Source organism: Streptococcus oralis subsp. tigurinus (assembly GCF_002093545.1).
GTDB classification, from domain to species: domain Bacteria; phylum Bacillota; class Bacilli; order Lactobacillales; family Streptococcaceae; genus Streptococcus; species Streptococcus oralis_C.
The window spans coordinates 148,836-168,536 of record NZ_LNVF01000002.1 but is presented as its reverse complement, the minus strand read 5'-3'; the positions used below and the strand labels follow the sequence as shown (position 1 = coordinate 168,536).

Sequence of the window (19,701 nt, the reverse complement as noted above, 5' to 3'; positions counted from 1 at the left end):
TTACAGTTTGAGAGCCAACATATTGACTGTCATACCTGCTGCAGTTCCCATAAGGTAGACGGTATCTCCTTCTTTAACCAATCCATGGTCCAATGAATAGGCCAAGCCAAATGGCACAGAGACTGACACCATATTTCCATAGTCCGTGACGAGATTGAGGTATTGATTCTCAGCCACACCTAGCTTTTCCATAACCAAAGGAAGAGCACGACTTGCTTGGTGAGGAATGATATAGTCCACGTCTGCCAAGGCTAGCTGGGTCTTTTCTTGAAACTCTTCAAACATGACTGGGATTTTACGAGCTGACAAGAGGAGGATTTTCTTTCCCTTCATATCAAACATATAGTTGGTCTTAGTCGCTTCAGAGTACTCTTTTGGTTGAAAAGAAGTCAGACCTCCACGAATTTCCGTATCGTGAGCTCCTTCTGACCAAGTACGTTGGAGACTAGCAATGACCCCTTTTTCCTGATGGCTTTTTTGGAAAATAAAGGCTGCTGCCCCGTCACTAAAGAGTTCAAAACTTTCTTTTTGCTTGGGATTGAGCCCTAAACTACCAACCTCACTAGACACGATCAGAACACGATTGTATTCGCCCGCCTCGATCAAGTGGGACATGGTCGATAGGGCAGAAATAAAGCTAGTACAGGTCGTATTGATATCCATGGCTGGAATAGAGAGTCCTTTTGCCACGCGCTCATGAATCAAGGCTGCCGTACAAGGAATAGGCTGAACACCAACTGCACTAGCTGATACAAGGCAATCGATATCTTTAATATCCAAATTTGCATGTTCAAGTGCACGCTGGATAGCTCTTTCTGCCAAGTCAAGTTGCGTTTCTTCATTTTCCACTACACGATAACGGGTCTGGTCTTTAAATTGCACTGTATGCTTTGGAAGGCAAATGCCATAACCTGCGATTTCTACATGTCTTTTTACTTCTGTCATTGTCTTTTTTCCTTTCATAAACGTTGGATACGTTTGAGTTTACGGCTAGTATCCCAGTGATAATCTGAAAATTGGATTTGAGGAACTATGAACTCTTTTTGCTGGGCCAAGAGTTGGAACTGTGCTAAAATCGCTGTCTCTACGTCCTCATCTCGTTGGCTTAGGCAAACTTCCACTAACTTCTCGGAATGTTGCTTGACTTGGTAATCTCCTACATTCTCCACAAAAAGGATGCAGCGCCTGATAAAGTCTGGATAGATAGTTACCTGTCCCCCATCCAGTCCTTCAAAATAGAAGATGTCGTCAGAGCGTCCTTCGACCTTGTCAATCCGTGTATAGCAGGAGCCACAGGGACAAGGCTCCGGATTTTCAACCAAGATATCATTGAGCTGGTAGCGATAAACAGGCTGACTACTTCGTTTAAAGTCCGTAATCACTGGATAGAAACGTCGGTCATCCAGATACCGCTTTTCCACAAAGATAATGTCTTCGTTGAGATGTAGATTACCAGCTGGGCAAGTGCAGGCTAAGAAACCTTCAGTCGCCTGATAAACTTGGTCAATAATGGATAGAGAAAAGGCTTCAGCGATCCGTTCCCTATCACTATCTTCTAAGATTTCTGCCACCGAAACGATTTTTTGTGGATGGATGGCTAACTGTCCAGCCTTGAGACGCTTGCTCAATTCAATCAACATAGAGGCTGGCGCCACAATAATCGTCGGTTGGTAGCTATTGAGACGCTCGATATACTCATCTGTATGTTTGAAAATATCAAAATACTCTAAACGAATGAGGGCCGTATTGATGGTCTGATAGAGTTCATTATCAGCTCTTAGGAAAAAGGCGATACGATGTCCAAAAAGCTGACCCTTTGGCAACATCTTGGCTAAGATAGCCGCTGCCCACATACTTCGCTCTTTCTCTGTTGTGATAAAGAGACCCCGATGTCCAGATGTCCCTGAAGACAGACCGACTGCTACTTCGCCTTTAAGTTCACTGAAATCACGGGTTTTCTCACTTTCAATAGCTAAGGATAAGGCTTCATCACGATCCACTCCTTGAGTGTTGAGCTCATTGAAATGTTCCATCATAAAGGCCTTGTCCATATGATCAAAGTCGCTAGGAACCCCATTTTTAAAATAAGGTGACTCACGTTTTAGAAAGGCCATATAGTTAGCTAATTGCTTTTTCTGATAGTTTTCTAAGGCTTCTCGAGACTTAAAATTATAAAGCCAACGCGTTTGGATAAAAGTTTTAAGAAAGGTTATTTTTTTCATACAAAATTCGCTCAATCCTTTCTACAGGGTCATGGCTGACCAGTACCTCGATACCATCTCTTAGAACATTTTCTAAGAACTCTGCCCCCTTGATATAGGCTTCCTTGTTGTCCTGCACCAAGGAAGGAATCAGGTGCATCTGCTTGGTATAAGGTAAGAGGTCAATTCCCCAACAGAGGTCTGCTGCAATGAGAAGCTCATGATCAGGAATAAAGAGACAGGCTTGCCCCTTGGCATGTCCATCTACTGATGCTACTAGGATACTGCCATCTCCAAAGAGGTCACAAATTGGACCATAGGGAAAGTTTGAATAGCGCTGATTTGCCTTGATAACGGTCAGTCTTTTCTCAAAATCAACTGGTAAAAACTCTTTAAAGACCAAATCCTTGAGCTTGGGTTTCTGGTAAACTTCAAAAACCTCTTGAGTCAGGATAAATTGAGCGTTCGGGAAAAAACTTGCCCCTCCTAAATGGTCTGGATGGAGATGAGACAACATGACATAGGTAATCTCTTCTGGTCTAATTCCTTTTGCCTTCAATAAGTATGAAATCTGATCCTTTTCCGTCATCTGAACAGGAGTTCCTAGACGGTAAAAACCATAGCGTAGCTTCGTCTTAATGTTATAGTGATAACCCGTATCATATAGTAGATAGCCTTTGTCTCTGTGCTTAATCAGAAAGACACCAGCTGGGAAGGTCATCTTTTTATTCTTGACTCCTTTAAATAGCAAACCTGTATAGCTGGTACAGTAGCCTGCTGGGAAATAATCAATGCTTTCGATAATCTTTGACATACTGTTCAATCCCTTCCGAAATACTGATTTGAGGGCGATAACCCAAGTCTCGCTCCGACTTGCTGATGTCTAGCGTCTGGCTATAACGGAGCAGATAATAGGTATAGCGTGTCAGAGCCGGCTCCCCTTTGAGTTTCAAGGTCTTATAAAGAAACTCTAAACTACTGGCAATAACTGAAAGAAGAGGAGCTGGCACTTTTCTGTACGTTATTGGATGGCCCAGTCCTCTCAGGGCTTCTTCTATCAAATCCTTAAAGGCTCTTGGTTCCCCGTTGGTAATATTATAAACTTCGCCACTAGCTTGAGGGGCCTCTAGAGCCAAGCGAATTGCCAGAGCGACATTTTCCACACAGGTCATATCCATGAGCTGACGACCGTCCCCTATCAAGGGAATGCCAATCTTTTGACTGAGTTTGAGAACTCGAGGCAAAATACTGGTATCCCCAATCCCAAAAAGCCCACGAGGTCGTAAGATAATGCTCGGAACATCGGGATAATCCTTAAACAGCTTCTCCGAAGCCAGCTTACTACGAATGTAGTTGTTCAGATTATTTTCCTGAGGCGCATCGCTTTCTTTGATAGCTAGCTGATCTCGAGGAGCAGCATAGATGCTAGGTGACGATACATAAACCAAACGCTGAATCCCCGCCTCTCGACAAGCATCCAGAACATACTTGGTTCCCAAGACATTTGTCTGGTAGAAGTCCTCCCAAGGTCCCCAAACGGTAGAAAGAGAACCTGCATGCACAACCATGTCCATCTCTTGACAAGCCTGAGCTAAGTCCTCTTGTTTGGTCAAATCTCCCTGAAAAAATGCCACAGTAGAAGTTTCTAAAGACTGACCAACCTTGCTATTACGTCCAAAGGCTCGTACCTGATAGCCCGACTGACTGAGCTCTTCAACAACATACTTACCTAGAAAGCCCGTAGCACCTGTTACCAATACTTTCTTCATTTTTTACTTCTCCTTGTCCCCTAAGAGTCGATGTATTTCGCTCTTCAGAATCTCTGTTGGCTGATAGATTTGAGCTGCGCGACTGAGTTTGTTCAAGTCTGACCAATCATCTCTATCCAACAACTCATCAAAAGCGCGTCCAATCGCTTCTGTATCCTCTCGTTTAGCAGTCAGGGCAATCCCTGCCTCTAAGCCACGAACCGCATAGTCATACTGATCATAGTCATGGGGGAGAATCAAGGCAGGCTTGCCATAGATGATACATTGGTAAAAAATACCCGCACCGCCATGATGAATCACATAGTCCATCTGAGGAATGTATTCCTTATAGGGAAGATAGGATACCACAGAAACATTGTCCATGAGTTCCTCACATTGGAAGTCTTGCTCTCCTACACCTAGAGTCACAAAGAAGTGACAATCTGGATGGGCTTTAGCCAATTGTTGGGTCTGGTAGAGGAGGTTGTCTTTAGCCCATGCTAGCTGAGTCCCACAAGATACGAGGACTTTCTTATGATTTACATAAGGAGCCAAATCTAGGGGATAATTCTCTGCCCTCTCAATCGAAGACCCAAAAGGTCCCACCCAAAGGTAGTGCTCTGGAAAACCACTTTTCAGCTCCAACTCTTTCATCCCAATCCCTAAGATAGAATAGGGGGAATAGATAGTTTCTTGACCTTTCTGATTGTAGAGCTTAAAATCGTAACGTTTTAAGCGTTCTCTCAATAAAAAGGTTACGATTCGTTTCCCTAAACGAGTCACTTTTCTCCCCAGCCATTGCTGGACAGATTGGAACGGTGTCTTTGGACTGCCCATTCCTCCAAAAAAACAAGGCGGTCCATCTGTCGTTTCAATGGCAAACTGTGTCGCCATAGTGGTAATCCAAGGAATCCCCAACTCTTCCGCTACAAGTCCTCCAGAGAGGGTTATAAAGTCCGCAATAACAATATCAGGTCGATTTTCCTGCCACTCTTGCACTAGTTGGTCAGACACCACATCGATCAAATCAAGACTAGCTGACAACTGTCGATAAGCAGAAATAAGGTTTAATTGCCCTTCATTGTTGGCTACGCGCTCAAATTCATCTACAGAATTTTCTAAAATGGGAATCACCTGGAATCCCATCTCCTCTGCGACAGCTTTTCGTTGCGGTCCTGTAAATAATCGAATCTCATACAAGGGATCCTTCAACAAGGGTGCGAGTAGATTCAAGGTTGGGAAGAGATGCCCACTTAAGGGCACTACAACCACATCAATTTTGATTTTTCTCATATGTCTAGGATAGCAAATTTTTAAAAAAAGAACTACCAAAATGATAGTTCTTCCCAGCATTATTTAGCTTCTTTTTCACTTTAAGAATTAGAACAATTCTTTATAGAAGGCAATGGTTTCTTCTAAAGTTGGCATAAATGGATTGCCTGGCGCACAGTCATCAATCAAGGCATTCTTAGAAAGGTAGTCAAAATCGAAGTCTTTTTCGTCGATACCTAGTTCAATGAGTTTCTTAGGAATACCAACGGTTTCAGAAAGTTTCTCAATTTCAGCGATAGCGTAGGCAGCACATTCTTGGTCTGTTTTCCCTTTAACATGGAGACCCACATTGCGGAACGCTTCTGGTACACGCTTGGCATTTTCACGTTCTACAACTGGGAGAAGCATGGCACAGCAGACACCATGTGGCAAGTTATATACTGCACCGAGTTGGTGAGCCATAGAGTGAACGTAGCCCAAACCAGCATTGTTAAAGCTCATACCACCGAGGAAGATAGCATTGACCATACCCTCACGCGCTTCAATATCATGGCCATTTGCCACAGCACGAGGAAGATACTCCTTGATGAGTTCAATAGCTCCGATAGAGAGTTTCTTGGTCACATCATAAGCACCCGGTGTTACCAAGGCTTCGACAGCGTGGGTAAGAGCATCCATACCTGTCGCTGCTGTAAGCGCTTGAGGTTTTGAAAGCATGAGTTCTGGATCATTGACAGAGATGAGGGCTAAGCTGTTCTTATCAACCATTACCATCTTGACCTTGCGTTCTTCGTCAGTAATGACATAGTTGATGGTGATTTCTGCTGAAGTTCCAGCTGTTGTATTGATAGCAACCACTGGCAATCCTTTTTTAGCAGACTTGTGGAGGCCTTCGTAGTCCTGTGGTTTGCCACCATTTGTAGCAATGATAGAGATACAACTAGCTACATCCTGAGGAGAACCTCCCCCAAGACTGATAATGAAGTCACAACCATGCTCTTTCAAAGCAGTCACTCCGTCTGTGACGTTCTTGCAAGTCGGATTTGGCTCCACATCGCTAAAGATCACATATTCGATCCCTTCAGCATCTAATGGTTTTAGGACCTTGGGTAAAATATCACTACCTTCGATGAACTTATCTGTCACCAAAAGGGCCTTCTTACACCCAAGTTCCTTGATATACGGACCTACTTCATTTACAACACCTTTACCAATAAGGTTAACTGATGGAACGTAAAATGTAGCCATATGTTTTTCCTACTGCGCCTCTGCGCTATTTGATTATTTACTATAAGTATACGACCTTAGTACAAGCATTACAAATTTTTGTAAGCGTTTTAAGTGAAAAATCAGTAAAGAACCACTGGTCACATTTTAAAAACAAAAAAGCTCCAAAAAGATAGCTTTCATCTCATTGGAACTTCTACTTAATCATTATTGCTTAGTTAATACCACTCGATCAGATGCCTCTCGGTCCATGTCATCAATAATCATTTGATTACCATTAACCGCGTAAATTTTAACATCATCTCCCATAATGACACGTTGATTTTCTGGCTCAAAGGTGACTTGCTTAATTTCCTTATCTCCATCTGGTTCGACCTCAGTCCATGTACCAGTTTTACCTGTTACAACAAGAGTAATCTGGTCATTCTCATCTTTTCCAGTGTAGGTACCATCAATATTAGTCGGTTGAGCTACAGTAGTGTCCTGACTTGAGGATGCCTGTGGTTGACTAGCACTTGTAGCAGTGCTAGAAGATGATTCTTGTTGAGTAGATGATTGCTGAGCAGATTGCTGGGTAGGGGCTTGTGCCTTAGGTCCACAAGCTACCAAAAGACTAAGAATTGCTAAAGAAGCAATAGAAAGTGTGAATGTTTTCGTTTTCATAGCAACTTCCTTTCTTTTGTGCTAATGTATTTCTGAAATCGTTTTCGAGTTTTCCTATCCCCAGTATAGCAACTTAAGTCTAGAAGGTCAACTAATCTCATGCTCTCCCACCAAACCCGCTCGCACTTCCGAGATAAAGTAGAGGGAGCCCGTCACGAAAAGCAAGTCATGGTCATTGGCCTTTTCTTCAAATTCTCTGATAAAATCGCCATAGGAAGGAATCAAATCATAACACGCCACATCCTTCTCATCCAAGGAACCTTGGTAGTCAAAGCCTGTTACCTTCAGTTCCACCTGAGGCAACTGCTCCGTTAGATAGCCTAGCATCCCCTGATAATCCTTGCGTTTAAGAGCACCAAAAAGGACATGAACCTGGTATCCTTGCTGAATTTTCCCTTGGATAAACTCGACCAGACGAGTCAAGGCTGGAAGATTGTGAGCCCCATCTAGGTAGATATGCGGACGAATCCGTTCCAATCGACCGGCCCAGTGGGTCTCTTTCAAGGCCTGTCTGACAAGCTCTTCTTCGACCCTTTCACCTCCTGATGCCATAAACAGAAGAAAAGTTTGTAAAGCCAAGGCGGCATTTTCTTGCTGATAAGCACCTTCCAAACTGATTTCAAGCCGTGAAAAACTTGCTAGCTTACTTGAAAAATCTCCCGCATTTAAGGTGAAGTCTTGCCCGGTTTGATAAAGGTCTACATCTAACTCTCTCGCTTTACTTTGGCAGACAAGCTCTGCTTCTGGAGAAAGCTTAGCAATGACCGCCTTCTTGCCAGACTTGAAAATACCAGCTTTCTGATCTGCTATTTCCTCCAGACTATCGCCCAAGGTCTCCTGATGATCTAGACCAATCGAAGTAATAACTGCAATCTCGCCTGTTACGACATTAGTCGTGTCAAGCAAACCACCAATCCCCACTTCTAGAAGAACCAGATCCACTTCCTGCTCTTTAAAGTAAAGCAAGGCAATCAGGGTCAACAACTCAAAGAAAGACAAGTGGTCATGTGTTTCTAAGAGAGTTTTCTCCATCTCCTTGACTTGGTTAGCTATACGGATAAAGTCTTCATCTGCGATCGGTTGTCCATTGATACAGATTCGATCATGGATACTAATGATATGAGGAGAGGTAAAAGTACCAACTTTTTTACCATGGACGACAAACAACTCCCTCATAAAGGCAATAGTTGACCCTTTACCGTTAGTCCCTGTTACGTGGATAATGGGATAAGTCTTCTCAGGATTCCCCAACAAATCCACAGCTCGCTGCATTCGTCCAAGACCAGATCTAAAGTTTAAACCAATCCGACTATGAAGCCATTCTTCTACTTCAAACATACATGTCTCCTTAACAAAAGTCCAATCAACTACCGTATCAAAGTATGATTACAAATAAAAAGCGAGGTCGGGACTAAAATCCCAACCTCTTACCTGGTTAGCTAATCACTAGCTACTATGAATTTCAACGTGGGGTAAAAACGTCCACTGGATGTTCCAACTCTCTCCAATTTCTGGGAGTTGGGCTAAAAACGTCCACTGGACTTACTTACGGTCTTTATTTTTAGCGTAAGGGTAAAAATGTTCACTGAACATTTTTACTCCTCCATAAAGCTGTTGAAGACTTCTTCAATCATGTTCCATTCGTCTTCTGAGTCTTCTGGAATTGGTTGTAATTCGCCTTCTGTTCCATCTTCATTTTCGATGAATGAGTAAGCTTGGATTTCAACTTCACCATTTTCATCTTCTTCTGCGTTAACTGGCACTAGCAGAACATAGTTTTTACCAAATTCTTCTTTCCCATCGATGGTCAAAAGAATTTCAAACAAGGTTTCATTTCCTTGCTCATCTACTAGTGTAATCAATTCACGTTCTTCGTGATCATGGTTGTGATCGTGTGACATAGTTTCTCCTCTGTCTTAAAATTTTCTATCTAAATAATTTTGCAAAATTAGCTGAGCAGCCAACTTATCAATAACTTTCTTGCGTTTGTTACGACTGATATCTGCTTGTTCAATCAACATACGCTCCGCAGCGACCGTTGTCAAACGCTCATCCTGATAGTCTACTGGCAAACCAAAGAGTTCTTCTAGCTTGGCACCATAGGCTTGACTGGCTTCTACTCGCGGACCGCTGGTATTGTTCATGTTTTTAGGCAGACCTACTACAAAGCGTTCCACCTTATAGCTGTCAACCAATTCCTTGATACGGTCAAAACCAAACTGGCCCTGATCCTCATTAATCTGGATGATTTCAAGGCCTTGAGCAGTGAAGCCTAGGGGATCGCTAATGGCAACACCCACTGTTTTTGAACCGACGTCCAATCCCATAATTCTCATAGATTATAGATCGACTCCTTGTCCTTTAAGGTAGTAGCGTACCAATTCTTCAACAATTTCATCGCGCTCATACTTACGGATTTGATTTCGTGCATTGTTGTAACGAGGAACATAGGCAGGGTCTCCACTCAATACATAACCGACGATTTGATTTATCGGATTATAACCCTTTTCATTCAAAGAAGCATAGACATCTGTCAACGTCTCGCTAATCTCTTTCTTATTGGAATCATCCAATTTAAACCGTACAGTTTCTTCAGTAAATCCCATTCTAACACCCTCTTTCCTTAGAATAGTACTATTATAGCACATTCCCTGACGTTCTACAAATAAGTCAGTCTATTAATTTGGATTTTCTATTGTTCTGTCGCCCCATTTGCCACTCTATCTGCAATATATTGGCTAGGTTCGTTTTTTAAGAGATTTTCAAGACCAATATTTTTTAAATATTCTAGCTGAGACGCCTTTTTGACATCCAATACTTGAAAATCATAAGTCGTTGTAGTCTGGATTTCTGTCTCGCTGAGTAGCTTGGTTTCCAGTGTAAATCCTGCTAGTTTGCGTACCTCTTGGATGGTCTCATCCTTCTCTTCAGCTTCTTGAAGCGCTTTTTTCGTCTCCTCTAGCCCATTTTCAGAGATAAAGTTCTTGAGTTCATCCCCGACAGGTCGTTTTTGCTGAATGGTCAAGGTCAAAAATTGATTGCCTTTATAGGTAATGGTCTGAATCTGCTGCGTTCCATTTTCTGACTTCGGCATCAACAAGGTCTTGGTGACAACCGTATTCTTTTCGGCATTGTCCAAAACGGGAAGGTTTGATTGGATGGGGTCAGATGCTGTTGTGGAAGCAGCAGGGGTTTCCTTTTTTTGCCCACATCCCGCAAGCAAAAAGAGAATAGCAAAACTAGCAATTAGTAACTTTTTCATAATTCCTCACATGATTTCAAAACAAAAGAGCAAACAAGGCCAGGAGTCACTCCCAGCCTTGATGTTTTATAGAGCTGCACGTAGACGTGCTTCTGCATTTTCTACATTACGGACAGAGCGTGGCAAGAAGGCACGGATATCATCTTCTTTATAGCCGACTTGCAGGCGCTTCTCGTCAACGAGAATCGGACTCTTTAAGATCCGTGGTGTTTCCATGATTAAGTTGAGCACTTCATTGACACTCAAATCCTCGATGTCAACTCCAAGTGCCTTAGCGTAGCGGTTTTTTGACGAAACGATACTGGCAATTCCATTATCTGTTTTCGTGAGAATATCTAATAACTCTTCTCTTGTAATTCCTTCTTTACCGAGATTTTGTTCTTTATAACTTAACTGGTGGGCATTGAGCCAGGTTTTCGCTTTTTTACAGCTAGTACAACTTGAGACTGTATAAATTTTGATCATGTACCTACCCCTTTCGCTACATGTTACTATCAGTTTAGTCTATTATACCATAAAAAGCATCCGACTTGCGACCTATTTTTAAAAAAATTTAACTTTTTTCGCGATTTTCGTACTTTTTTCTTGACAAATTCAATTTATAACCAACTTCTAAATTTTTTGATATAGATTCGTTTCACAATTGTAACACTTATCATATAAAGAATAATTATCAAAAGCAAAAAGAGGAAATAAATTGGTTTCAAAGGGGTTAAACGAAGGAGGTTAGCAATTGCAGAATAGGGAAGGAAGGTCACAAAACTAGCTGCTAGCAAGGTTGTCCCAAGAACCAACCATGACGGACGGCTTTGTAAGAAAGGGAGTCTTGCTGAACGAAGCATATGGATGACCATGGCTTGGGACCACATGGATTCAATGAACCAACCTGTCTGGAACAGGATGATAAAGCCCGTTGCAGACTCTGCTCCGTGAACATAAGCATGACCTGTCGTCATTGGGACAATGACAAAATAGAGCAAGATAAAGGTCAAAATATCAAAGGCAGAAGAAATCGGACCCATCCAAATCATAAAGCGAGTAATGGACTTGGCTTCCCACTTATGAGGATGCTTCAAAAAGTCTTCATCCACATTATCAAATGGCAAGGCGATGCAAGAAAGGTCATAGACTAGGTTTAACACAATCAAGTGAATCGGAGCCATAGGGAGGAAAGGTAAAAAGATACCAGACACTAAGAGTGAAAGAATATTCCCGAAATTAGAGCTGACCGTCATCTTGATATATTTGGTCATATTGGCATAGACTTTGCGTCCTTCAACCAGGCCTTTTTCAAGCACCATCAAATCCTTATCCAGCAAAATGACATCAGCTGTCTCTTTGGCAATATCTACTGCTGTATCAACAGAAATCCCCACATCTGCTACTTTCATAGAAGGGGCATCATTGATCCCATCTCCCATATAGCCGACACAATGTCCATTCGATTTGATTTGTAAAATGATTCGTGCTTTTTGATCCGGAGAGAGTTTGGCAAAGACCGTCACCTTCTCAACTGCTTGGGACAACTCTTCGTCCGTCATGGCATCAATATCAGAACCCAACAAGATTTGATCAACGTCTAAACCAACTTTTTCGCATACTGCTTGGGTTACCTTCTCATTATCCCCAGTCAAGATCTTGGTTTGAACACCATACTCTAATAAAGCTTGGATAGCAGGGGCTGCAGATGGTTTTGGTGGATCTAGGAAGGCAAGATATCCTGTTAGAATCATCTCCTTTTCATCTTCAACAGAGTAAGCAAAACCTTCCTTTAAGCCTGTTTTATAGGCGACTCCCAAGACTCGTAAGCCCTGTTGATTGAGTTGGTCCACTTCTTTTAAGATTTCCACTCGGATATCATCCGTCAGAGGGCTAATCTGATCTTGATATTCCACATGGGTTGAAATCGCAAGCATTTCCTCTAGGGCACCCTTGGTTACCAAACTAACAACTTCGTTCTCATCCTTGACGATGACACTCATCCGTCTGCGTTCAAAATCAAAGGGCAATTCATCTATTTTTTGAAAGGTTTGATCTAGATTTTGCAAGAGTGCGTGTTCTTTAGCTTCTTTTTCCGTACGTTTAATGATCGCTCTGTCCATTAAATTTTTCAAACCAGTTTGAAAATAGGAATTGAGATAGGCACGTCTCAACACAGATAAATCCAAATCTCCATGTATATCCAAAGGATATTCAAGGACAATTTCGTCTTGGGTAAGGGTTCCAGTTTTATCCGTACACAGGATATCAATAGCACCTAGATCTTGTATGGCATTGAGTTTTTTGATGACAACTTTTTCCTTGGCCATGATAATGGAGCCTTTTGCTAGACTGGCCGTGATGATCATGGGAAGCATCTCAGGTGTAAGCCCGACTCCTACGCTCAAAGCAAATACGCCAGCCTCTAACCAATCTCCATCCGTCAAGCCATTGGAAAGAAATACGATGGGAACCATGACCAACATCAAACGGATTAAGAGCCAAGAGATACTGTTCATATCCCGTTCGAAAGAGGTGGGCTCGTCATAAGTATTGAGAGTCTGCTCTATTTCCCCCATCATGGTGTCATCACCGACCGCTAGAATCAAAGCCTTGGCGCTTCCTGATATCACGTTGGTTCCCATGAAGGCGAGCGCTTCTGCTTCTAGCAGACTATCAAAATTTGACTGACTCATTTTTGACAAAGCCAATTTTTCAACCGAATCACTTTCGCCCGTCAAACCAGACTGTTGAACAAAGAAATCACGTGATTCAATTAAAAGGAGGTCTGCTGGAATCATATCCCCAGCACTCAACTTGACCATATCTCCAACGACTAAATCCTCAATCGCGACCTCTAAACTCTGGCCTTCGCGAATAACCGTGGCTGTATTCACAATCATTTTTGAAAGATTGGTCGCAGCTTTGTCACTTCGCAGTTCTTGGACAAATCGAATGCCACCAGAAATGAGGACTAGGACAACGATGATGATAGAGGTCGTCGGATCTTCTTGCCCAGGCTTCGCCAACCAGACGTTGGTCACCATGGAGATCATAGCGATGACCAGGAGGATGATTGTAAATGGATTGATAATAGATTCGTAAATTTTTTTGAGGATACTGTCTTCCTGACCCTTGGTGATGGTGTTTTCACCATATAAATCACGATTCTTTTCTATCTGTTCCTCAGTTAAGCCTGTTAGACTTGTCTTGTAAAAAGATAGAGTTTCGTTTAAAGGTGTATTAATAGCTGCTGCTAATCTTTCTTTTGTAGTTTTCATTGGTTTCTCCTATCTGTATGAATGATGTGTTTCATACACAGAGACCAATCACTTTATAAGGGCAGAACGACACAAATCAGCGATTGGCTGTGTATGTGCGGTTCTGGGTGGTCGTCAATTTGCATCGTCTGTCTCCTTTCCCTGTTCTAAAACAGTAGAAAATCCTGCCATAAAATGGCAGGATTAAAAAACTAATTATCTGTTTTTCGTTCAAGCTTTAACTCCATAGGGCAATGAAATGAGCTTAGTTTTGGCCTTCGCGACCAGGACTGTTGACCAACGAGTAGTGTCTCCACTGCTTTGCGGTAGTCATCCGTATCCCTATGGTAGCCTCACCTACCGTTTTCGTCTATCAGTATAAACCTTTAAAATATAAAAGTCAATGATTTATCTCATTTTTTAGATAACAATCAATTCTTTTGGAGCAAGTGTCAATAACTCACAACCGTTATCTGTAATCAGGATATCATCCTCGATACGAACCCCGTATTTACCTTCAATATAAATGCCCGGTTCATCAGTCAAGACCATACCAGATTTAATGACTTCTTTGGAAGTTTGGCTAAAGTAGGGTTCTTCGTGGATGTCCAGTCCGATACCGTGTCCGATACCATGAGTAAAGTAGTCTCCATAGCCTGCTTCCACAATGATATCACGAGGAATTTTGTCAAAGTCACGGAAACCTAGACCTGCCTTAGCCTGGTCAATCAGAGCTTGGTTGGCTTTCAGAACCGTATTGTAAATCTCTGCTTGCTCGTCACTGACATGGCCTAGATAGATGGTACGTGTCATATCGCTGACATAGTGATCGTAGAGACATCCGAAGTCCATGGTAATGGCTTCACCCAGCTCTACTGGTTTGTGCATAGGATGAGCATGGGGTTTGGAAGAGTTGATGCCACTTGCTAGGATGGTATCAAAAGACAAGCCGGCCGCTCCTAGCTCACGCATGCGGAAATCAAGGAAGTTGGCAATCTCGATTTCAGTCTTTCCTGGTTTGATAAAGTCAAGTGCATCGCGGAAAGCTTGGTCTGAGATAGAACATGCCTTACGAACAGTCGCAATCTCTTTCTCATCCTTAATCATACGGAGCGCTTCTACAAACTGAGTCTGTGGAAGCAAATCAATTCCTGCAAAAGCAGCCTGCATACGGTGGTAATAAGAGACCGAAATCTCGTCCTCAAAACCGATACGAGACAAGCCCATATCCTTAACAATGCCTGCAATAACAGCCAACTCATCGCGGTCAGCCACAATCTCAAAATCTGTTACTTCTTGCTTAGCTGCAATGATATAGCGAGAGTCTGTCACCAAGACCTGACGGTCACGGCTGATGAAGACTGTTCCATTTGAGCCCCAAAAACCAGTCAGGTAATAGACGTTTTTAAGGTTATTGATGATGATGCCATCTAATTCTTTTTCTTCCATTTTAGCTAGAAATGCTTGTACACGTTTATTCATGATGTAACTTTCCTTTCAAATAGTGTCCTGTGTAGCTGGCTTCATTGGCCGCTACTTCCTCTGGTGTTCCTGTTGCGATGATGGTTCCACCACCGACACCGCCCTCAGGTCCCAAATCAATAATATGGTCTGCCGTCTTGATGACATCCAGATTGTGCTCGATAACGAGGACGGTATTGCCATCGTCAACAAAGCGAGCCAAGACTTTAAGCAAGCGAGCGATATCCTCAGTATGAAGCCCTGTCGTCGGCTCATCCAGAATGTAGAAAGATTTTCCTGTCGAGCGTTTATGGAGTTCGCTAGCCAACTTCATACGCTGAGCTTCTCCTCCAGAAAGGGTAGTAGCCGGTTGCCCTAGCGTTACATAGCCCAACCCCACATCCTTGATAGTCTGAAGTTTGCGTTGAATTTTTGGAATATGTTGGAAGAATTCCAGCGCATCGTTGACGGTCATGTCCAAAACCTGCGAGATATTTTTTTCCTTGTAGTGAACTTCTAGGGTTTCACTGTTGTAACGAGTTCCATGGCAAACTTCACAAGCCACGTAAACATCTGGCAAGAAGTGCATCTCGATCTTGATAATCCCGTCACCTGAGCAGGCTTCGCAACGACCACCCTTAACGTTGAAACTGAAACGGCCCTTCTTGTAGCCTCGAATCTTGGCCTCATTTGTCTGAGCAAAGAGGTCACGGATGTCGTCAAAAACTCCCGTATAGGTAGCAGGGTTAGACCTCGGCGTCCGTCCGATTGGACTCTGGTCAATATCAATCAGACGATCGACATGCTCAATCCCTGTGATGGTCTTGAATTTACCAGGCTTGTCTGAATTGCGGTTGAGCTTCTGCGCAATGGCTTTTTTGAGAATACTGTTGATTAAGGTCGATTTCCCTGAACCTGATACACCTGTCACCGCGATGAATTTTCCTAATGGGAAGCGGGCGGTGATATTTTGCAAGTTGTTCTCACGCGCACCCGTCACCTCGATAAAGCGACCATTTCCGGAACGGCGCTCTGCTGGCACTGGAATGGCACGTTTCCCTGACAAATACTGGCCTGTGATAGACTTGCTGTTGCGAGCCACTTGCTTGGGTGTTCCTGCAGCAACAATCTCCCCACCAAAAACACCGGCACCCGGACCAACGTCAATCAGATAATCCGCCTCACGCATGGTATCTTCGTCATGTTCTACCACGATGAGAGTATTGCCCAAGTCACGCATCTTTTTCAGACTGGCAATCAGACGGTCATTATCCCTCTGGTGAAGACCGATGGACGGCTCATCCAGGATATAAAGGACACCTGATAAATTGGATCCAATCTGGGTTGCCAAGCGAATACGCTGGCTCTCCCCGCCTGAAAGGGTTCCTGCCGAACGAGATAGGGTCAGATAGTTGAGCCCTACGTTATTGAGGAAGGTCAAGCGATCCTTGATTTCTTTGAGAATGGGACGGGCGATAATGGCTTCATTTTCAGACAGAGTCAACTGGCTCACCAAAGCCAAGTGGTCTGCGATAGACAGGTCTGAGATTTCACCGATATGTGGCCCTTGCTCACCACCCACACGGACAGACAAGGCCTGGTCATTGAGACGGTAGCCGTGACAAGTCCCGCAGGTCAGCTCATTCATGTAGAGACGCATCTGGGTGCGCGTGTAATCACTGTTAGTCTCATGGTAACGACGTTTGATATTATTGACAACTCCCTCAAAAGGAATGTCGATATCGCGCACACCACCAAATTCATTTTCATAGTGGAAATGAAATTCCTTGCCATCCGAGCCGTAGAGAATCAAGTTCTTATCTTCTTCTGACAAGTCCTCAAAGGGCTTATCCATATCCACTCCAAAGGCTGTCATGGCCTGCTCTAACATGTTTGGATAGTAGTTGGATGAGATAGGATTCCAAGATGCCAGCGCTCCCTCACGTAAGGTTTTGCTGGCATCTGGCACTACCAAATCAGTATCCACCTCCAGCTTGATGCCCAAGCCGTCACACTCACTACAAGAGCCAAAAGGAGCATTGAAGGAGAAGAGACGTGGCTCTAACTCTGGAACAGTAAAGCCACAAACTGGACAGGCATAATGCTCAGAGAAGAGCAACTCAGAGTTGTTCATAGTATCGATAATAACATAACCTTCTGCAATACGAAGGGCAGCCTCAATGGAATCAAAGAGACGACTACGGATACCCTCCTTGATAACAATACGGTCAACCACGACATCAATATTGTGTTGTCTGCTCTTGGACAACTCTGGCACTTCGGTCATATCATAGACTTCCCCATCCACACGGACACGAACATACCCATCTTTCTGAATCTTTTCAATAACGCTCTTGTGCTGTCCTTTTTTCTTACGGATAACTGGGGCTAAGATTTGCAGGCGCTGGCGTTCAGGTAACTCCAAAACCTTATCCACGATTTGCTCCACAGAAGAAGCCTTGATAGCCCCATGCCCGTTTATACAGTAAGGCGTCCCCACACGCGCATAGAGGAGACGCAGATAGTCATTGATTTCAGTCGTAGTTCCCACCGTCGAGCGAGGATTTTTACTAGTCGTTTTCTGGTCGATAGAAATAGCTGGGCTGAGACCATCAATGGCATCCACATCAGGCTTCTCCATATTCCCCAAGAATTGACGAGCATAGGCTGACAAACTCTCCACATAGCGACGTTGTCCCTCCGCATAGAGGGTATCAAAGGCCAGACTGGATTTCCCCGAACCCGACAAACCGGTCACGACAACCAACTTATCTCGCGGAATCTCCACATCAATATTTTTTAAGTTATGGGCACGTGCCCCATGAATCACAATTTTATCTTGCATCTTTGTTCTTTCTAGTCCATTATTGCTTTCCATTATACCAAAAAATGTGAAATTCTATTACCCAAAAAGCTGTTTTTATAGTATAATAGTACGGTGCAAAAAATGAATCACTGAATAGTAGGAAAGGATAGGGGATATGAAACAAGTTTTTCTCTCAACAACAACTGAATTTAAAGAGATCGACACGCTTGAACCGGGTACTTGGATCAACCTCGTCAATCCTACACAAAATGAATCATTGGAAATTGCTAATGCCTTTGACATTGATATTGCCGACCTTCGAGCACCACTCGATGCGGAAGAAATGTCCCGTATTACCATCGAAGACGAGTATACTTTGATCATCGTGGACGTCCCCATCACAGAGGAGAGAAACAATCGTACCTACTACGTTACGATTCCGCTAGGAATTATCATCACCGAGGAAACCATTATCACTACCTGTTTGGAATCCCTCCCTGTTCTCGATGTCTTCATCAACCGCAAACTGCGTAACTTCTACACTTTCATGCGGTCACGCTTTATCTTTCAACTCCTTTATCGCAATGCTGAGCTTTACCTGACTGCCCTTCGTTCGATTGACCGTAAGAGTGAACAAATCGAAAGTCAACTTCACAAGTCCACTCGAAACGAAGAGCTAATCGAGCTCATGGAATTGGAAAAGACCATCGTCTATTTCAAGGCCTCACTTAAGACGAACGAGCGTGTGATTAAGAAATTGACCAGTGCAACCAGCAATATCAAGAAATACCTAGAAGACGAGGACCTGCTCGAAGACACCCTGATTGAAACCCAACAGGCCATCGAGATGGCAGATATCTATGGAAACGTCCTTCACTCTATGACAGAGACCTTTGCCTCTATCATTTCCAACAACCAGAACAACATCATGAAGACCCTGGCTCTCGTGACCATCGTCATGTCTATCCCAACTATGATCTTCTCTGCCTATGGGATGAACTTTAAGGATAATGAAATCCCTTTGAACGGTGAGCCACATGCCTTCTGGTTAATCGTCTTTATCGCCTTTGCTATGAGTGTCTCGCTCACTCTCTATCTCATCCATAAAAAATGGTTCTAAGAGGAATCCCTATGTCTCAGATTGATTTACAAAAACTAACCAAGAAAAACCAAGAGTTTATCCACATCGCTACCCAACAATTTATCAAAGATGGTAAGACAGACGCTGAAATCAAGGCTGTCTTTGAGGAAGTCATTCCCCAAATCCTTGAAGAGCAAGCCAAAGGAACGACAGCTCGTTCCCTCTACGGGGCCCCAACCCACTGGGCTCATAGTTTCACTGTCAAGGAGCAATACGAAAAAGAGCATCCAAAAGAAAATGACGATCCAAAACTCATGATTATGGACTCAGCCCTTTTCATCACCAGCCTCTTTGCATTGATTAGCGCTCTAACTACCTTCTTCTCTACAGATCAGGCTATTGGCTATGGGGTGATTACCCTCTTGTTGGTTGGACTTGTAGGAGGACTTGCCTTCTACTTGATGTACTACTTTGTCTACCAGTACTATGGACCAGACACAGATCGTAGCCAGCGCCCTCCATTCTGGAAATCAATCCTCGTCATTCTGGCTTCTATGGTCCTTTGGTTGGTTGTCTTCTTTGCAACAAGCTTCCTACCAGCCAACCTCAATCCAGTCCTTGCTCCATTGCCTTTGGCTATCCTGGGGGCTGCCCTTCTCGCTCTTCGCTTCTACCTCAAGAAACGTTTCAATATCCGAAGTGCGAGCGCAGGTCCATCACGTTATTAAGAATAGTGAAAAG

18 protein-coding genes and 1 riboswitch are annotated in these 19,701 nt (G+C 43.4%); of the genes, 2 read left to right on the top strand and 16 right to left on the bottom strand.

Going from position 1 to position 19,701, the window contains the following annotated elements; genetic code table 11:
• The 16 genes from ATE34_RS04790 to uvrA form a co-directional block, all read right to left on the bottom strand.
• Window positions 1-945: a 3-oxoacyl-[acyl-carrier-protein] synthase III C-terminal domain-containing protein gene (locus ATE34_RS04790; RefSeq protein ID WP_084911211.1), complete on the bottom strand. Its 945-nt coding sequence runs from the start codon at window positions 943-945 to the stop codon at window positions 1-3.
• 14 nt (window positions 946-959) lie between these two features.
• A complete protein-coding gene (locus ATE34_RS04785; protein WP_084911210.1) occupies window positions 960-2,222 on the bottom strand; it encodes a F390 synthetase-related protein in 1,263 nt (420 codons plus the stop codon).
• Window positions 2,200-3,015, bottom strand: coding sequence for an MBL fold metallo-hydrolase (locus ATE34_RS04780; RefSeq protein ID WP_084911209.1), 816 nt, complete (start codon window positions 3,013-3,015; stop codon window positions 2,200-2,202). The genes ATE34_RS04785 and ATE34_RS04780 overlap by 23 nt, the downstream gene beginning before the upstream one ends.
• Complete coding sequence (locus ATE34_RS04775; protein WP_084911208.1) at window positions 2,990-3,970, bottom strand: NAD-dependent epimerase/dehydratase family protein; 981 nt, start codon at window positions 3,968-3,970, stop codon at window positions 2,990-2,992. Before ATE34_RS04775 ends, ATE34_RS04780 begins: the two co-directional genes overlap by 26 nt.
• A gap of 3 nt (window positions 3,971-3,973) precedes the next feature.
• Entirely contained in the window at window positions 3,974-5,242 is a 1,269-nt protein-coding gene (locus tag ATE34_RS04770; protein ID WP_084911272.1) for a glycosyltransferase, read from the bottom strand.
• 87 nt (window positions 5,243-5,329) lie between these two features.
• The gene (locus ATE34_RS04765; RefSeq protein ID WP_061598893.1) at window positions 5,330-6,469 is read right to left on the bottom strand and encodes an iron-containing alcohol dehydrogenase; all 1,140 of its coding nucleotides are present in this window, start codon (window positions 6,467-6,469) and stop codon (window positions 5,330-5,332) included.
• A 186-nt stretch (window positions 6,470-6,655) separates the two neighbouring features.
• Entirely contained in the window at window positions 6,656-7,111 is a 456-nt protein-coding gene (locus tag ATE34_RS04760; RefSeq protein WP_061598895.1) for an SP_0198 family lipoprotein, read from the bottom strand.
• A gap of 87 nt (window positions 7,112-7,198) precedes the next feature.
• Complete coding sequence (locus tag ATE34_RS04755) at window positions 7,199-8,449, bottom strand: bifunctional folylpolyglutamate synthase/dihydrofolate synthase (RefSeq protein WP_061598897.1); 1,251 nt, start codon at window positions 8,447-8,449, stop codon at window positions 7,199-7,201.
• A gap of 257 nt (window positions 8,450-8,706) precedes the next feature.
• Window positions 8,707-9,012, bottom strand: coding sequence for a DUF1292 domain-containing protein (locus ATE34_RS04750; RefSeq protein WP_000017624.1), 306 nt, complete (start codon window positions 9,010-9,012; stop codon window positions 8,707-8,709).
• 15 nt (window positions 9,013-9,027) lie between these two features.
• Window positions 9,028-9,447: a Holliday junction resolvase RuvX gene (gene ruvX / locus ATE34_RS04745; protein WP_002876031.1), complete on the bottom strand. Its 420-nt coding sequence runs from the start codon at window positions 9,445-9,447 to the stop codon at window positions 9,028-9,030.
• 3 nt (window positions 9,448-9,450) lie between these two features.
• Window positions 9,451-9,717 (bottom strand): IreB family regulatory phosphoprotein, encoded by a 267-nt coding sequence (locus tag ATE34_RS04740; protein WP_000507060.1) that lies wholly within the window; start codon window positions 9,715-9,717, stop codon window positions 9,451-9,453.
• A gap of 86 nt (window positions 9,718-9,803) precedes the next feature.
• Window positions 9,804-10,373 (bottom strand): SP0191 family lipoprotein, encoded by a 570-nt coding sequence (locus ATE34_RS04735; protein ID WP_084911207.1) that lies wholly within the window; start codon window positions 10,371-10,373, stop codon window positions 9,804-9,806.
• A 66-nt stretch (window positions 10,374-10,439) separates the two neighbouring features.
• A complete protein-coding gene (gene spx, locus ATE34_RS04730; RefSeq protein ID WP_000591165.1) occupies window positions 10,440-10,838 on the bottom strand; it encodes a transcriptional regulator Spx in 399 nt (132 codons plus the stop codon).
• 134 nt (window positions 10,839-10,972) lie between these two features.
• Window positions 10,973-13,633, bottom strand: a complete 2,661-nt coding sequence (gene mgtA, locus ATE34_RS04725) for a magnesium-translocating P-type ATPase (protein ID WP_084911206.1) — start codon at window positions 13,631-13,633, stop codon at window positions 10,973-10,975.
• Window positions 13,634-13,828: 195 nt separating this feature from the next.
• Window positions 13,829-13,979: riboswitch (M-box (ykoK) riboswitch) on the bottom strand.
• Window positions 13,980-14,032: 53 nt separating this feature from the next.
• On the bottom strand, window positions 14,033-15,094 hold the full coding sequence (locus ATE34_RS04720; protein ID WP_084911205.1) for a M24 family metallopeptidase: 1,062 nt from the start codon (window positions 15,092-15,094) through the stop codon (window positions 14,033-14,035).
• A complete protein-coding gene (gene uvrA, locus ATE34_RS04715) occupies window positions 15,087-17,918 on the bottom strand; it encodes an excinuclease ABC subunit UvrA (RefSeq protein ID WP_084911204.1) in 2,832 nt (943 codons plus the stop codon). The genes ATE34_RS04720 and uvrA overlap by 8 nt, the downstream gene beginning before the upstream one ends.
• A 136-nt stretch (window positions 17,919-18,054) precedes the next feature.
• On the opposite strand from uvrA, the gene ATE34_RS04710 reads away from it, so the two are divergent.
• On the top strand, window positions 18,055-18,999 hold the full coding sequence (locus tag ATE34_RS04710; protein ID WP_033585835.1) for a magnesium transporter CorA family protein: 945 nt from the start codon (window positions 18,055-18,057) through the stop codon (window positions 18,997-18,999).
• 11 nt (window positions 19,000-19,010) lie between these two features.
• A complete protein-coding gene (locus ATE34_RS04705; protein WP_000078002.1) occupies window positions 19,011-19,688 on the top strand; it encodes a DUF1129 domain-containing protein in 678 nt (225 codons plus the stop codon).
• Window positions 19,689-19,701 lie beyond the last annotated feature (13 nt).

Excerpts from the sequence above, each read along its gene's own strand:
- spx (WP_000591165.1), bottom strand. The coding sequence starts at position 10,838 with ATGATCAAAATTTATACAGTCTCAAGTTGTACTAGCTGTAAAAAAGCG.
- ATE34_RS04790 (WP_084911211.1), bottom strand. The coding sequence starts at position 945 with ATGACAGAAGTAAAAAGACATGTAGAAATCGCAGGTTATGGCATTTGC.
- ATE34_RS04785 (WP_084911210.1), bottom strand. The coding sequence starts at position 2,222 with ATGAAAAAAATAACCTTTCTTAAAACTTTTATCCAAACGCGTTGGCTT.
- mgtA (WP_084911206.1), bottom strand. The coding sequence starts at position 13,633 with ATGAAAACTACAAAAGAAAGATTAGCAGCAGCTATTAATACACCTTTA.
- ATE34_RS04765 (WP_061598893.1), bottom strand. The coding sequence starts at position 6,469 with ATGGCTACATTTTACGTTCCATCAGTTAACCTTATTGGTAAAGGTGTT.
- ATE34_RS04760 (WP_061598895.1), bottom strand. The coding sequence starts at position 7,111 with ATGAAAACGAAAACATTCACACTTTCTATTGCTTCTTTAGCAATTCTT.
- ATE34_RS04705 (WP_000078002.1), top strand. The coding sequence starts at position 19,011 with ATGTCTCAGATTGATTTACAAAAACTAACCAAGAAAAACCAAGAGTTT.
- ATE34_RS04750 (WP_000017624.1), bottom strand. The coding sequence starts at position 9,012 with ATGTCACACGATCACAACCATGATCACGAAGAACGTGAATTGATTACA.
- ATE34_RS04770 (WP_084911272.1), bottom strand. The coding sequence starts at position 5,242 with ATGAGAAAAATCAAAATTGATGTGGTTGTAGTGCCCTTAAGTGGGCAT.
- ATE34_RS04735 (WP_084911207.1), bottom strand. The coding sequence starts at position 10,373 with ATGAAAAAGTTACTAATTGCTAGTTTTGCTATTCTCTTTTTGCTTGCG.
- uvrA (WP_084911204.1), bottom strand. The coding sequence starts at position 17,918 with ATGCAAGATAAAATTGTGATTCATGGGGCACGTGCCCATAACTTAAAA.
- ATE34_RS04780 (WP_084911209.1), bottom strand. The coding sequence starts at position 3,015 with ATGTCAAAGATTATCGAAAGCATTGATTATTTCCCAGCAGGCTACTGT.
- ATE34_RS04775 (WP_084911208.1), bottom strand. The coding sequence starts at position 3,970 with ATGAAGAAAGTATTGGTAACAGGTGCTACGGGCTTTCTAGGTAAGTAT.
- ATE34_RS04720 (WP_084911205.1), bottom strand. The coding sequence starts at position 15,094 with ATGAATAAACGTGTACAAGCATTTCTAGCTAAAATGGAAGAAAAAGAA.
- ATE34_RS04710 (WP_033585835.1), top strand. The coding sequence starts at position 18,055 with ATGAAACAAGTTTTTCTCTCAACAACAACTGAATTTAAAGAGATCGAC.
- ATE34_RS04755 (WP_061598897.1), bottom strand. The coding sequence starts at position 8,449 with ATGTTTGAAGTAGAAGAATGGCTTCATAGTCGGATTGGTTTAAACTTT.
- ruvX (WP_002876031.1), bottom strand. The coding sequence starts at position 9,447 with ATGAGAATTATGGGATTGGACGTCGGTTCAAAAACAGTGGGTGTTGCC.
- ATE34_RS04740 (WP_000507060.1), bottom strand. The coding sequence starts at position 9,717 with ATGGGATTTACTGAAGAAACTGTACGGTTTAAATTGGATGATTCCAAT.